Genomic DNA, 15320 nt, shown 5'->3' on the forward strand with positions numbered 1-15320 from the left:
CAATTATTATAATCATAGTAGAATTATTTTAAAAACAAGAAGGCTTATTTATAATGATATAAAGAAATGTATTTTTGATTTTTTGAATAATATTATTGCAACAATCAAAGATAGAAAACATAAACAAAATAAGTCACACACTTTATCCAGTGAAAAAAATTTATTAGAAGAATTTAAACAGGAGGTCTCTATGGTAGATTTAACGCTCGATGAACTTCATAATCGAAATGTGTTTTTGCTTATAGATCAATCAGGCTCTATGGCCAAACAGGATGCAGCTAACAGCGATTTGAGCCGTTGGGATAGTCTGAGAGAAATGGTTATGGGTCATGTAAATAGTATATTTAAGAAAAAAATTACTGATTCAATTTCTATTTGTTTGTTCAGTCGTAATAAATTTAATAATGAGATTTTTAAAGTCAGGAATATTAGCCAAGTAGAGAATATTTTTAGAGAACACGAACCCGATCAAGCAACATTTATTGTACCTACATTAAAACATTTTCTTGATATATACTTTGACGAGGAAGATCAACCCAAACCTCAACCAGCGTTTTTTATTATTTACACAGATGGTCAGTTTGACGATCGAGAAGAATTTGAAGAACTTATTAAAGCCACTTGTAAAAAGCTTGACGACCAACGACATATTAAGATTTTCATTATTGGTGTAGGTAGTGAAATAAAAAATAAGATTAATAAAGATTATTTTGAAAAACTAAATAAAAATGCTATTAACAATAAAAATAAACATGGAAAACCCTGCGACATTGTTGGTTTTGATATTGCCGATGAAATGGAGAATATTCTGAAAGTGTTGGAAAATGAGCTTAAACAAAAATGAGAAAACTTAGCTTTCCTAGATATAACCCCCATTGTCCGTACAGCAAGCATGAGTTAGTAGTTCACTACTAACTACTAACCACTAACCACTATCATTTCCCAAACTTTGCATCAATATCATCTGCGACTGAAGCACCATGGCGGGAGTTGATTTTGAGTGACTCTCCATTTTTCGACAAGTCATAGGTTAAAGGTTGTGTTGCAGAAATCCGTGCTTCTCCTTCCTGTGCTAACGTCTGAGGAGGGTTTTTTGTCATGAAATCTTTCAACGACTCTATTCTTATCGATGTCGGTGCGATCGCGGTTTCAAATTCCGGAGTTTTAGCAAGAATATCTAATGCTCGCAAACATCCTTCTGGCTCAAAACCCGCACGGATAGAGGTGAGATAACCCATTTGATCTGCTTCTAATTCTTGCTCTTTGGTTTGTAATGCAAGGCGTTGGTTTAAATCTTCTGTCTTTTGAGCAATAATCTCCTTTATACGTTTCTCTACTTGTTGTGCTCTATTGGTATTTCTTCTTTCTAGAACACCGTTTACTAAGTTACCAAGAAATCCGGGTAAGACATGGTTGGCGATCGCACCTCCAACATAGCTCACTGTTGACTCTGTAGATGAAGTTTTTTTTGTCCCCAAAACTTCCTGCTCGGCTTCCTCTTTAATTTTGGCAAGCAATTCAGCCTTTTGAGTTTCACCAACAACTGTATGGCGCTTCACATGATGACCCATTTCATGACCTACCAGACAAGCCAGGGCTGAGGAATCAGCTACCAATTGGTTAAGAACACTGCTGTGAATTGTTATCAAGTTCTCTTCGCTTGCAAAGCTATAAATGTCATATTTTCGTACAATCTTGACTTGCCAAGGATGACTATCAATTTCATTAGCACGAGCAATGCGATCGACAATACGGTAAATAGCATACAGGTCAGAAGGCAGCTTTTCTTTTGCTTGTTGATAGACACCAGAAGCAGTGGTAGTTGGGGTATTTTCTACAGTCGTTTGTGCCAAAACAGGCACTGTAGTGGGAAAAAATAGCGAACATAAAGAACAGATAGTTAAAAGTTTTGTTTTCCAAGCAAGCATAACAATCAACCTTAGTGTCTCAGCGACATTTTTTGAGATTTCTATAAAAACACTATTGCGTAAATAATATTACATACTTTTTTGGGCATCTACCGAATTATTTCCTAAAATTTTATGGAACCGTGGGGATATTTTGGTTTTTAATAACTTCACAAATTTAAGTATATTCGCGGTAGTGTATAAAAGAATTTAAACACGCCTATCTGGAAAAAAAGTAGGTAGGGCTAAAGCCCACCAATATCGAACGGTGGGCATTGCTTACCCTACTAGGGCTTAGTTTGATTTCATTCCCAAATGAGCAATTTTTATTTATTTATCTTTTTATTTGTTTACAAAAACGGCAGTAATCTATTTCAGTTTGTTACTATTTGCATATCCTAAAAGCCTATTCCTTTAGACTAATCTCCAATAGAATCTTTACGGGATATATACCAATGCAATCATTAAGTTTCATCTGTCACGATTCTGTAGTTGCCGTTTCCTTTGTGGCTTGTATTGTTGGTCTGCTATTACTGTGGGAACGCAAGCAAAATAACGATGAAGCAGAAGAAACAGAGAAAGTTTTGTTTAGAATGAGCTTTTCGTACTGGCTGGTTTACTGCGTTGCTTTTGCGATTGAGAAAGTAGTTTTACCAGATTGGGAAGCTTTACTGATGACTTTGAGGATCACAACAGCACTGTCATATTTCTTAACATTTTCTTGCGTTGTCAGTTTACCGCTACACAAACTGGCAATGCGTCGTGTTCAGGGGTAGTTATTGGTTATTAGTTATTGGTTATTGGTTAGTAGTTAGTGGTTATTTGTTGTCCCACTAACTACTAACAACCAACCACCAACCACTAACAACTAACAACTAACCTATAATCATTTTCTCATTGCAACCGAAATCGTCTCTTCGAGTTGCTCTTTATCTAAGTTCGTTAGAATAAACACTTCTTGCACTGTTTTACCATGACGTGCAATGACTTTAAAGCCACCCCGGATTGGTACAGATACCCGCAACTGTAAATGAGGGCAGTGACCTTTTACTCGCCCGAGCACCCCAGGTGTTACAGTTTGAATGCCATTCTGTTTAATCAGACGTTCTAGGATTGGGATGAGACCGCTGATGTGGGTTGAGTGATTCCAGACAAGCCTGCCCTCAGTGGGTTTAGTCATTGTTTTTATTGTTACGCTGCTTCAAGAGGAGCCATTGTTAATCCAGCTCGACGCAGCTGTTGGTGATAAAGTTCAGCAGGTTCTTGCGGACCAACCCAAACAATGGCTTGCCCTTCATAATGCACCTGGTTAGTCAGTTCCCATGCGCGATCGCTAGTCATACCCGGAATATACTTCACCAAACAGTCGTGAACGTGCTGAAATGTATTAAAGTCATCATTCAAGACTATAACTTTATAATTTGGATATGGCTTGTAAGTAACTTGACTAGACCGTTCAGGAGCTATGGTTGGTACTGTTGCCGCTGTTGAAAGTCTGGTAGCCATAATTACCTTGTCCAAAAGCTTAACAAAACTACATTACGATTAACTAGTTTAATTCATTAAGCGCTTGCTATCGGTTCTTACAAGCAAAAAAATTCTTGGAAGATCGGGCAGGGCTATCGTTTCTCAGTCACTTTATTAATTAATTCCTGCTGTTTGCGTAAATTCCTCAGATTGCTCCGATAAATTGTCAAGTCTAAATTATACCTGTATACTTCTAAGCACTTAGACCTAGAGTGCGAACGTTGCCAACTACCCCAATTAAAAATGACACGAATCACCACAATCCTCGGAGCTACCTTAGCAATTTGTCTGTGTTTTAGTGAAGTTGCACAAGCACGCACCATTACTAGTATCAGTCCGCCCACCGGGCTTGGTCTTGGTGATGTCTTTTGTGCTCAAGTTCAAACTGCTGTGGTTACGCCATACCCAAATAATGACAACAGCATAGCCCCAAGCCCGAATCAAATCACCAAGTTTCCTGGTTTGTCTTGTACTCCCATAACCTTTAAAACGACTGACTCAGTGGATACTCGTGTATTCGTTGAACCATCAGGAGGGATAACAGAGTATTTCTTCACTCAAACAGTTGTCAATAATACAAGCTCTACCTGGGATGGTTTTACCTTTCAGATTGGATTTGGAGTTAATGATAACTTCGGATCGCCTGAGGTAATTCTTGTTCCACCTGGATTTGCAATTCCAAATTTCGACTTTAGCGTTTCGGATGGTGACGAACAGCCCACCTCTTCCAAGTTTGGGAAACTCGATCGCGATGGCTCTTACAGTCTCAAGTGGTCTGGAGGTTCTGTTGCTCCTGGTGAATCTGTTGATTTTACGTTTTCAATTGATATTCCTGACGATTTGAATGGCAAGAATTTATATCAGTCTTTTACAATCCGTCAAGTTCCTATTGCTCGGTCGGTTCCCGAACCCACTTCTCCATCAGCTTTTTTGGGTTTATTAGTTGTTATGGGCGCGGGTTTAGCTTTTAGACACAAACTTTTATGAAAAATTATAATTAAGTTGTTGTAAGGTTTCTGCAAAGATTTCCTGAGTAATGCGATCGGATTGTAACAGCTGAGTGCAATTCAACCTCTAGAGTAGACATACCAAGCTCTTGACCTTGCTGCATAAGTTGTAACAAATCCTGTAGCCTACCCTCTAAAATATGAGTACGAACGACACCAGTTGTTAACAAAAGGTTAAAAATGGCTATACGTTTGTACTCCCCAGTAAGGGTAGGGACTAATCGTTGAGAAAGAATTGCTTTCAAACTATCAGCCAGACGGAAGCGAATAAAATCCTGTTCTTGGGTATTGTAAAGACTGAATAATTCTTGAATTGCTGCGATCGCTCTGCTTGCTTGCACACAAGCTAAGACTAGAGTACCAGAGCGGGCGGCACTTAAGGCAACATCAACAGTAGGGCGATCGCTTAACTCATTGAGCACAATCACATCGGCATCATTTTTTAATGCTGTTAACACTCCTTGAACAATGTTGGGAGTGTGTGTTCCCACCACCCATTGGTTAATTAAGAATTGATGATTTTGATATACATAAGTCACCGCTTCTTCAATAATGAATATTTTTCGGCTCATTTCCCGATTCAAATAATCTACAAGACTAGCCAAAGTTGTCGTTTTACCACTGCCAATTACACCAGTAACCAAAATTAATCCCTGTGACTGCTGACAGATATTTTTTAATGCTACAGGAATTCCTAGCTTCTCAAATGTAGGGATATGAGAAGGTAAAAACCTAATTGCCATCACAGCACTCTGCAAAGTCAAAAACATGATACAGAAACATTAACAAAAGGGTATTGACGAAAAATTTGTATAGGAGAACCAGATTTTATTTGCTTAATTTCATTCACATTAAAAACGGTTTCTGCCCAATTCCAAAATGTCAATTCATTGACTACAGGTTCTGAACTTGCTTCTAATATTCCTTGGATACGAAAATAAGGAACATCACCAATTGCTATATGAACATCGGAAGCTTTTTGTATTTGTGCATTCTTCAGAAATTGCTCTAAAGTCAAAATTTCTAAATCATTAACATTGCCAGTTGCCATATAGCTTTTCTTTTCAAGAACTACATAGCTAATACTTCCCTCGCTTTTCTTATAAATAGCAACTAGAAATTTTTATTTACAGAACGCCATTTAACTAAACAGAGTTACAAGATTTGAAGAAATTCAGTAATTTTCAACACTTTTAACTCTAATGACTGCGAAATGTTCCCTTTTTGTGTAATTTTGTACTGGTTGTGTGTTGGATGTTAAAAACTGGTTTCATTGTCCTCCTCTTCTAAGTCAAGGGATTCTGCTGCATCCAATGCACTAACTGCATACTCTTTGGCTAGAGTAGCAAAAGGAAAAGGTAACGGCAAAGAGACTTCGTTCGCAAAATACGGCCATCGGTCTCTAAGATTATGGACGAAGCGAGCTAACTTGTCACAGTCAATTCCTGGGTGATGAACAACAGCTATTTCTAATGGTTTGGGGTTACCAGCTTGTAGGCTGCCATTATCAAGCCGGGACTGTTTCGGTTTTAATGTGTTTGTACCTTGCTCGGTATTGAGCAGTTTTCTAACACTTAGATAAAGCGCTGTCTCCCCATCATCACAAACATCCTGCCAACAGAATAGTCCACTCGTTCGGCTACCAGGAGAACCCTTAACAACACATACAGGGACTTCATCTCCATGACCAGCAACTCGCAATCGCACAACCCACAAACGACTTATTTCAGATTCTGTCATGTGCCGTTTCAGTGCATCAGGTAAATTGTTGGTAAGTAGTTCTGGGTTTTTTAGCCATGTCAGCATCTTGCGGGCATTTTCTGCTTCCGCCATGAATAGCACGCGGGGAAGTTTTTCCCCTTCAATTGGGGTATCCAAGCACTTGCACAAACAGTCACTAACGAATTTATTGAAAAACTGTTGTTCGCTTTTGATATCGCTAGACTGTTGTTTATCACTCATGTCATCAGTCGTTTCATCAGCATAGGAATTAGGGTCCCATTTTTCATGGAGGAGGTATCCAAGTCCGTCTGGATACGATACCCAGCCTAGCTTGGGAAATAAAGAAGGAGTAGTGATCTGTACGATTCCTGTTACTGGGTTAACTCGTACCACGAGCGCCACACTAGAAGCCATATTATTAGCTGTTGTTTTTCGGGTGCGGCGTAAAACATGAAAACAAGTCAGCCACATATTTGGATCTATTTCATCCTTTGTAATATCGATTAAAGGAACAGGCAAAATTCCAAATTGTCGTAGTAAGTCGCATACAGCTTTTTGCACTCGATTTGGAGCATCTTTGGTTATATACTCAGAGCCATCCTTTTTACGACTGGTTAAACCGTGGATGTGCTGATTGACATAACCTGCCTGCCTTGTTCCAATTCGCAATGCTAACTTTGGATCTGACTCTGCTATAAAAGGTTTGCGCTGAATTTCTATTAATGTACCACTGAGTTTCTCTGGTTTGGGTAAAGATGAAATAACCTGATGAATGCGCTGCTCCAACAAATTCATGCGCCGTTGTTGTCTGTTTTTACCTTCTACTGAAGGATTATCAATATCAAAGATTTGTGTGAGGTCTAAAACGTGCTGAGTTTTGATACGCAAACAACCGTAAGGACTTTCATAAATAGTTTCTTCTCCTGTAACTCCAGTCAGGGTTTCATATGTTTTTGTTTCCCCTTTTGGTGACAATAAAAGTAACTCCCGAATTTCAGCAATTAATGCATCTCGACATTCTTGGGTTTCCCAAAGAATCAGTATCGTGTTGGGAGAATTCTCTGAAGAACGAAATGTTGCGGGTGCTGCGATTTTTGGTCGCTGCATTGGTGTAGATAAATCGTTACGGTTTTCTGGTTCTGGACTACCTTTCTTTTTTGATTTTCTTGTTTCCCAGAAAAATACATCTGTACCCGATTTCCTTACTGTAGGTAATTTCACTGCTTCACCAACTCGGCGAACAAGAACATTTTCTTGGTTTATCTTATGTTGAATAGCACTATCGAGACGGGCTAAATCCAGTGGACTTACACCAGCAAGACAAGGGACATCGCGGCGATGTCGAGAATCGTAGGCGATCGCAGCTTGTATATCATTGGGATCTTCACCAATTGCTGACCAGTTATAAACTGGTTCATTGGCTAAGATGTTAGGGTCCGGGAGTGGAGAGTCGTTCATTTTCAGTAACTCGTTAATAGCCCTAGACCATCTCGGTTCCCTACTGAATTGTGTCATCGTTTGCTTTATCGACAAAGGAATGAAGCAGAATGGTTGGCTTTTGCCATCTAACCACCGACGATTATCCCCAATATAAGCAGTCGCGCCTCGGTACGGTAAACGCTCTAGAGGCTCAGCGATCCAGCGTCGAATCGAAAGTTGATGGTAAATCATCGGCTCATTGCGCCAAGGGACTGTTTGCAAGTTGAAACGGATGACAAACGAAATGTCTGCTGTTCCTAGTTGTTTGTTATTTTTAATGAGTGGAATCTGATTGGGAGGCCATGACATCAGTTCCGCTCCTCCATTAAGGCTGACCACTCGATAAAATGTTAGTTGGTACTGATTATTTACGCCAAAAGTGACTTCTGGGTTTTTCAGAAATTCAACCGCCAGAAAATCTGGTATCGCCTGAAAGAGAATATCAATGCCGTACTGATTTTTTTCCTGAGATCTCAAGGGATAAATTCTTGGCTCGTCCTCCCACTCCCAAGTATCATCATCAAGTTTGTCGAGAATAGTTTCTACCTCATCATCACCCAAGCAATTGCTAAATTCCTCGCGCAGCCAATCTTTGATAAACCCAGGCAAATCAAAAAGATCGGCGCGTTCTGTTGCTAGGAGCCAAGGTACACCAGGACGTTGCCAGCCATTACGTTCTGTTGTGATAATGTTTGGAAAGCTAGCAGCTATGATACGGTCGAGGGAGTAGACGGGGACAGAGGGATAACCTCTACCCAGAAGTTTGACACGTTTTTGAGCGAGAGATTTAGCGACTTGCTGCCATGGAGTAGGCACCAGGAGAGAAAAAAGCTCGTATTGCACATCTTGTGTGAGTTCCCAAGCCCCAGGGAGAATATGTTTAAAGGTCATAACGTAATTCCTTTGTTTTTTTGAGTGCGTTGAAGAAAGCGCCGTAGAGCGATCGCGCTAAAGTTTTTTCCCAAGGTTGTTTTCCTTCAGCCTCGATAGCAAGTTGAAGTTCTTTGATAATCCCTACTAAAAGAGAGGTGGCTTCACTATCGAGTTTGCTTTCAACCGATAGTGGTGCAAACTTGGTATCTAGAAAATGAATAATGCATGGTACACCACCTCGTACCAAACGCCCAATGATTTGCCAAATACTTACCAACTGAGTCCAGCAAAGTATAGAACGTTCATCATTAGTTAGTTGCTTGAAGAACATCGCCCGACAGTTCAAGTCGAGCATTTTCGCTACCGCATACTGGTAAAATTCATTTTCTACATTTGCCAGTGTGAGAGCATTGCTTCGCTTTTGCAGTGGCTCGTACAAGCTGGAATCCCAAGATTTCTCCAGCGCCCAATTGTTGAGTTGTTGGACAGTGGTTTGCCAGTCATCAGGAACTGGCATCGGTCGGCTCAAGAACACGGCTGCTCCAAATGCAGCTATGCGGTTCTCGTTAAGGATGTTGTGACCCCGCTCTAGTGCCATCAAAGGAGCAATAACAATCTGGGTGGGGAGTGCGCTAACATCCCGAATTTTCCCCCGACGAATACCATTTAAGTGAGCCGGAGCATTATCTCGACGCAGGGTGGCAATGCCTTCAAGATGTTCAACGCGGTAGAGGGGTTTTAAAATCAACTCAACCCACTCTGCTTCGTTATAGCTGTTAACAATCAACAGCAAGCGTTGGCGATCGCCCCACCGTTCTGAATCCTTTTGTTCCAGGTTTTTTAACGTCTCGAATAACTGAGCGAGAAAGCTTTTGGCTTGGGCTGTGTTGTTACAGATTGCCTTCACCATATCGTCAGCAGCTTTTCTTCTGTTAGCAGGTGGCAGTCCTGATAGGGAGATATACTTTCCAACTGCGTCGCGCTGCGGGCTGAAGAAAAAGTCACTTTCACCAATGCCAGCGTCACCTGCCGTGTTATTATTGCTAGCGGGTTCTAGCAAAATAGTAGGGTTTTCCCGGATATGATAAGCGGGAGTGCCGGGAGCGTAGCTAGTCCCTGAAATCAGAACCGTATGGGGACTATCCCAACCGTCAACCGCAAAGAGATTGGGGAAATGTAGGAGTAAATAGCGACCTACTCCTACGTAGCGGAAATACTCCAACTTGCCACCAGATTTGTGACTGCGATCGCGTGTATATCTGAAGCCCAGAATGTTCCCCACTGGTGAAGATGGCACAACCGGGAGGTAGTCGCGGGGTGGACGGTACACAAGGGCAAGGCTAGTGTCGTGTAGGTCAAGAACACGCGAGCGAGTGAGTGCGCTCAGGTTATCAACTAGGAAACCCAGCCTGTCGTTGAGTACCGTCACAAGAATAGCTAAATGCAGGTGGCGCGTGGCTTCCTCAAATTTGGTTTGAGATGTGAGAGAAATTTCCATTGATTCCAGCCATTTGCGTAACCAATCCGCAACCTCAGCCAATGCCCTAACGTCACTTTCGGCACTCAGTAGGGTCAAGGCAAGGTCGGAAAGTTCTCCTCCTTTGCGACGATTCAGGGGAGCTTGCAAAAATCCCTCCAGTGTTCGCATGATTTTTTTGCGGCGATCGCGTTCCTCTTCCGGAGGTAAACCAGCCTCAATCCGCTTGCGCCTTTCTTTGCTGCGTTCGGCTCGTGTAAGCTTGGATAACGCTTCGTTGTCTTCTGTTTCCGGTGTTAAGATGTCATGGATAATGTGGGCGAACAGCGAACGACCCGTGAAGGGGTTTTGTCCCAACCATTCCACAAGTTTTGGCTGATTGTGAAGCCGAGGAAGAATCAGGTCAGTGGCAATTTGAGCGTAGTCATTGGCTCTCTTCGCCACTGCAACGAGTTCAGCTGCCATGTTGCGGCGGTCAGAATTGTAAATAGCGGTGGCGAATTTGAGTCCTAACTTATTTAATAAAGAATTTCCTGAAGCATCGACTAAGACTTCATCCGGAGCACAAGCTTCGTCAAACTGCACCTGTACTCTGTCAGCTTCATCAACAAAAAGAAAATCACATTCGCGGTAAACGGCTTCAGCGAAAGTCAGTTTTTCTACAAAAACTTGAGAAGGAACGCGAGTATGAATGAAACTCGCTGGGGTTAACACCCACACCAAAGCTTGAGCAATGTCTCGTTCTAGTTGATGACGCGGACAGTTGTAATACAAGGGACAGGTATATTTATCTTCAGACTCACCCTCCTCCAAATCTTCCAACTCCTCATCGTCTTCTCCATTAGAGTTGCCATTGTTGGTAGCAGTTTGCTTTTGATAAAGGTTGTGACAGGGTTCGTCGCCAAACTCCCACTTATCCTCTGATTGCACAAGAGCTAACAAGGGACAGACGGGACTAAACCAACGCCATGCTGGATGTGTTGCTCCTTTTTCTATATCATCACCCAAAGTAGCCAAAATTGGTTCGTAAACTTTTTCCAGATGTTGAAAACGATTGCTGCTTCCGAGTACGGGAGCCGCAGGAATTTTCAATCCATCTTGAAATAGGGAGGCGAGGCGCACTGCGGCGACAACATCATTAACAAGTAACGCACAGCGATATCCCCGTTTGGCGAAGTGGTAAATAAGAATATCAAGCAATGTAGATTTGCCCACGTTCAATAAACCGACAATGTGGACAAGTTTCTCTAGTTCTAGTTCAGTATCTGGTTGGGAAGGTTGGAAATCATTTGTTGATGAGTCGTATAAGCGAATGGTAATTCCTTTAAGGCGGCTATGATAATTTTCTGGTTTGTACTTGGCTTCAGCCAGTTTTTTATCCATTTCCAAGGCATCTTCCCACAACTTTTCTAAGGTAACGGTACAGCTAGGGTTAATAGCCTTGCGGGTGCGATGAAACGATATCTGAGGCGAGGGAGCAAGATTAGCTACAGCTTCAGGAATATTGATGGGAACCTCCACTGGGCTATAAGCCCGATCGGAAATCTTGGCGTACCAATACCCAGAAGTCGCTAATTGAACTTTTCGTTTTTTATGTGATGGAGTTTTTGAAAGTGTTTGACGATATAGCTCTAAGCGATGGGGGTAAGTGCTAGATGGGGTCAATTGGGGGGCACTACTTGTGTCTGCTAATCTAAATATCTTAATAATCTGAGGTAACTTAATGTATTCACTCAAAGAACGCTCCCATTGCCCACCTTTACGACGCACCAGGTAGAAACGGGCTTTTTGTGCAAGTAGCCAATTTTCTTTACTTTCAAATGCTTTAACTGGGAAACGATATCCCAAAAGCAACGCTGATACGGAAGTTGCTTTTTCTTCTGGGGCTACCTCCATCAGTAAAGTTAACCCCAATTCTACCTCAGCAATCAGTTGGGCTAGACGCGCTATTTCTCGCTGCTGTATATGAGCGTCTGCATCAGGCAAAATCTCTTCCACATAAGCTTTTAAGTCCTGTGATTTGCGAAGAGCTTCACGTAATGGTTTGCTCCATTGAGAAATGTTACGCATGGTTTTTCTTCTCCAGAATTTTTTTAGCCTGGAAGATAATTTCGCTAAAGAGCTTCAAGCGCACACCGCTTAATTCAGGTTCGAGATGTTGGCGTTGCACTCCGATCCGCAATGCTTCTTCTCGTTCATCAGGAAAGACCACAAAAGTTTCATTTGTATCAAAGCGGTACTCCACCTTTCGCAAGCGATCTTCATCCAGGTACGACCAATCCTTAACATCGATCGCCCACCGAACTTTCTTGCTAAACTCCACAAGTAAGTCAAATTCATCGATTTCGGGCCAAAGAGTAACGCGCACCCCCAGTTTTGTGAGGGATTCTGCAAGATGAATTTCCCAAAGTCCCGGTAGTGTCCCGTACCGATGCACGCCAGGGGTAACAGCTTTCCACGTTTCTGCTTCCTGTTTGGGAACTGACGGTAACGGTGGAAGATGGTGTTTGGCGCTGAGTTGTTCGCAAGTCATGTTACGGCAGCTATGAGTCCCATCTCGACGGGAACGCATTATATATTTACAGCGCGGGCAAAAGTGATAATCCCTATCACCTGCTAAATCAACCAAATCCACATAGATTTGCAGCAAAAAATCGCGGAGAGGTCTAAGTTGGGTTGAAGATAGGAGGCGGCGATATTCGGAGTAGGGGAGGACGGGACGCTCAATAATCAGCTTCCGCAAGGTGCGATATTGTTCTTCTAGCTGGTTTACCCGACAGTATTGCAGCACATCGTGCAGGACTTTCTCTTGCACCTGCATTTCTACATCAGAACCTGTAACCTGCCACTGTAGGGCAAAGTCGGAAACCAATCCATCTTCTATGAGGGTGACTTCTGACGAAAGATTTTTAATCTCTGCTGCGGGTTTCCACTCAACGACTGGTTTTTTTGCCCACTTAAAAAATTCTGGGAGATTTGAGGGAGCAAGTTCATCTCCAGAGAGCAAAGACGTTAAGTACATTCTAGACATCCCAACGCGGAGAGCTTTTGGGATGTGCAACTGCTCCAGTGGTTCTCGTTTTTCCCACTCTGCCAAGCCAGTCGCCAGATACCGCAATGTTTCCGTTACGGGTATTTGCGGTTTAGATTCAACTTCCGAATCGGGGGTAAGCAAGCGAAGACTGCGGGCTGCATTATCTTCCCATTCCACGTCGATACCTCGCATTGTCTGCAACCAACGCTGAAGCGTTGCTCTTTGACGGGGTTGCATCCCTAGTTCAGCACACAGCTCTTCTAGGGTAGGTGCCTGTTTGTGGATGCGAAACCATTCTCGCAGTGCCTCTAGGATTTTATCTCGATGTCTGGTGACTTTCATCACTCACCTTCCTACTTGTGCTGAGTTGACTAATTCTGGCACCCCCTCACTCATGGGTCAAGAAGATTTTGCCATGTTTCCATTATGTTTCCAATGTTTCCACTTTTATTTTAAAGAGTTGTTCTAAAAATATGTTAACCTTTGGGGTTAACGCATTTTTAGAAGCTATGGTAATATGGATATACTGTTTAAAAACAAAAAACTTGAAAAAGAGTTCAATGACCAAAGGCTTCTCGAAAAAAACCACGGTACAGATAGAGCAAAACGCATTCGGCGACGGCTTGATGATTTATACGATGCCAATGTACTTGAGGACATGAGAAATCTTCCAGGACGTTGTCACGAATTGCTTCATGACCGCGCAGGTCAGCTATCGTTGGATTTAGATCATCCCTATCGGCTGATATTCGAGCCTGCGAATGAACCAATTCCTACTAAACCAGATGGTGGCATCGACTGGACTGAAGTAACTGCCGTAAGAATACTCGGCGTGGAGGATACACATGAGTAAAAAAATTCAAAATCAGTACACGCCAAACTATGTTTCTGCTCCAGGAGAAACTCTTCAAGAAGTCCTTGAAGAACGTGGTATGTCCCAAGCAGAACTGGCGGAACGAACAGGTAGACCTAAAAAAACGATTAACGAAATCATTAATGGGAAAGCAGCAATTACCCCAGAAACAGCATTGCAATTTGAGCGGGTTTTAGGAATTCCAGCCAGCTTCTGGAACAACCGCGAACGACGATATCGAGAAGCACAAGCTCGAGCTGAAGAACAAGAGCGCTTAGAAAAGCAAGTCGCGTGGCTCGACCAGATCCCCGTTAAAGCCATGATTAAATCTGGGTGGATTCAGTGCTATCAAGACAAAGTTGAGCAACTGCGCGAGGTACTGAATTTTTTCGCCGTCGTCTCCCCTGAACAATGGCAGGGAATATGGTGCAATACTCATATATACTTTCGTAAATCGCAAGCATTCCAAAGTGACTTTGGTGAAGTTGCCGCTTGGCTGCGCCGGGGAGAAATTGAAGCAGCTAAGATTCCTTGTGCTACTTATGATGCCAACAAGTTTAGGGAGGTGTTGCAACAAATCCGCGCTCTGACTGTGGAACCACCACAGATTTTCCAACCGAAAGTGGTGCAGTTGTGTGCTCAAGCAGGCGTAGCAGTCGTTTTTGTGCCACAACTTCCCAAAACACGAACTAGTGGAGCAACTCATTGGTTGAATCCTGACAAGGCGTTGATTCAACTCAGCCTGCGTTACAAAACTAATGACCATTTATGGTTTGCCTTCTTCCACGAGGCTGGTCATATTTTGCTGCACGGTAAGCGCGATTTCTTCCTTGAAGGACAAGGCATTGCATCTGTTGAGGATCGAGATAAGGAGCTCGAAGCAAACAAATTTGCTGAAGACTTACTCATCCCCCCTGCGGAGTTGAAGCAATTTCTGGCATCCAATCAACAACTTAGTAAAGCAGGTATTGAACAGTTTGCTGCTGAAATCGGCATTGCACCGGGAATTGTAGTTGGGAGATTGCAACACGATGAAGTTTTACCCCCCAGTTATTGCAATGATTTGAAACAGCGTTTTGAGTGGGTATTAGATGAGCTGGAAAACTAATTGTCTTCAGAGGGAACAGGGAACTCTTAAATCTCTGTTCCCTGTTCCCTTTTGTAATGTGTATGTTTTACTTTTGTGCTCATCCCAACATCAAGTTTCTTTGGTCGTCCAAGCGGATGCTAAGTAGGGTTTGCTGAAAAAGTCTACAAAGCAAATTTAGAAGCTGCACAGCTTGAAAAATAGTCAGTTCATCGTGCTCGTTTTCAAATTTGCCCAAGGATTTTCGACAAACGTGCAAGGGTTTTCAACCTCGAAATGTTATTATCTTGCACTAGGTTGGAGAAAAAAAGCTGAAAACGCTGATCTGGTCTGGCTTTTACTTTTCTTCAGCAA

General features: G+C 42.4%; 13 protein-coding genes. 5 read left to right on the forward strand and 8 right to left on the reverse strand.

Annotated elements, in window-relative coordinates:
* Positions 1-844 (forward strand): VWA domain-containing protein (locus tag F7734_RS34455; RefSeq protein ID WP_207714283.1); only part of this gene is annotated, 844 nt, incomplete at its 5' end.
* Positions 845-935: 91 nt separating this feature from the next.
* On the opposite strand, the gene F7734_RS34460 is transcribed toward F7734_RS34455, so the two are convergent.
* A complete protein-coding gene (locus F7734_RS34460; protein WP_155749019.1) occupies positions 936-1928 on the reverse strand; it encodes a M48 family metalloprotease in 993 nt (330 codons plus the stop codon).
* A gap of 434 nt (positions 1929-2362) precedes the next feature.
* On the opposite strand from F7734_RS34460, the gene F7734_RS34465 reads away from it, so the two are divergent.
* A complete protein-coding gene (locus tag F7734_RS34465; RefSeq protein ID WP_155749020.1) occupies positions 2363-2683 on the forward strand; it encodes a hypothetical protein in 321 nt (106 codons plus the stop codon).
* 110 nt (positions 2684-2793) lie between these two features.
* Here F7734_RS34465 and F7734_RS34470 read toward each other — a convergent pair whose 3' ends face one another.
* Complete coding sequence (locus F7734_RS34470) at positions 2794-3087, reverse strand: DUF2103 domain-containing protein (RefSeq protein WP_155749021.1); 294 nt, start codon at positions 3085-3087, stop codon at positions 2794-2796.
* Positions 3088-3098: 11 nt separating this feature from the next.
* A complete protein-coding gene (clpS, locus tag F7734_RS34475; protein ID WP_155749022.1) occupies positions 3099-3413 on the reverse strand; it encodes an ATP-dependent Clp protease adapter ClpS in 315 nt (104 codons plus the stop codon).
* Between the two features lie 264 nt (positions 3414-3677).
* Between clpS and F7734_RS34480 the strand changes: the two genes are divergently transcribed.
* Positions 3678-4421: a PEP-CTERM sorting domain-containing protein gene (locus tag F7734_RS34480; protein ID WP_155749023.1), complete on the forward strand. Its 744-nt coding sequence runs from the start codon at positions 3678-3680 to the stop codon at positions 4419-4421.
* 10 nt (positions 4422-4431) lie between these two features.
* Here the strand turns inward: F7734_RS34480 and F7734_RS34485 are convergent, their stop codons facing one another.
* From F7734_RS34485 to F7734_RS34505, 5 genes are all read right to left on the reverse strand, one after another.
* A complete protein-coding gene (locus tag F7734_RS34485; protein WP_166482332.1) occupies positions 4432-5184 on the reverse strand; it encodes an ATPase, T2SS/T4P/T4SS family in 753 nt (250 codons plus the stop codon).
* A gap of 17 nt (positions 5185-5201) precedes the next feature.
* Positions 5202-5492: a hypothetical protein gene (locus F7734_RS34490; protein ID WP_155749025.1), complete on the reverse strand. Its 291-nt coding sequence runs from the start codon at positions 5490-5492 to the stop codon at positions 5202-5204.
* Between the two features lie 206 nt (positions 5493-5698).
* The gene (locus F7734_RS34495; protein WP_155749026.1) at positions 5699-8533 is read right to left on the reverse strand and encodes a DUF3962 domain-containing protein; all 2835 of its coding nucleotides are present in this window, start codon (positions 8531-8533) and stop codon (positions 5699-5701) included.
* A complete protein-coding gene (locus tag F7734_RS34500) occupies positions 8523-12062 on the reverse strand; it encodes a hypothetical protein (protein ID WP_155749027.1) in 3540 nt (1179 codons plus the stop codon). Before F7734_RS34500 ends, F7734_RS34495 begins: the two co-directional genes overlap by 11 nt.
* Positions 12055-13368 carry a Fis family transcriptional regulator gene (locus F7734_RS34505; protein ID WP_155749028.1) on the reverse strand — a complete coding sequence of 438 codons (1314 nt, stop codon included), beginning with the start codon at positions 13366-13368 and terminating at the stop codon, positions 12055-12057. The genes F7734_RS34500 and F7734_RS34505 overlap by 8 nt, the downstream gene beginning before the upstream one ends.
* 175 nt (positions 13369-13543) lie before the next feature.
* Between F7734_RS34505 and F7734_RS34510 the strand changes: the two genes are divergently transcribed.
* Both F7734_RS34510 and F7734_RS34515 read left to right on the forward strand, forming a co-directional pair.
* Entirely contained in the window at positions 13544-13879 is a 336-nt protein-coding gene (locus F7734_RS34510) for a type II toxin-antitoxin system RelE/ParE family toxin (RefSeq protein WP_155749029.1), read from the forward strand.
* Positions 13872-14987: a HigA family addiction module antitoxin gene (locus tag F7734_RS34515; protein WP_155749030.1), complete on the forward strand. Its 1116-nt coding sequence runs from the start codon at positions 13872-13874 to the stop codon at positions 14985-14987. Before F7734_RS34510 ends, F7734_RS34515 begins: the two co-directional genes overlap by 8 nt.
* Positions 14988-15320: the final 333 nt, after the last annotated feature.

It is taken from the genome of Scytonema sp. UIC 10036 (assembly GCF_009725235.1).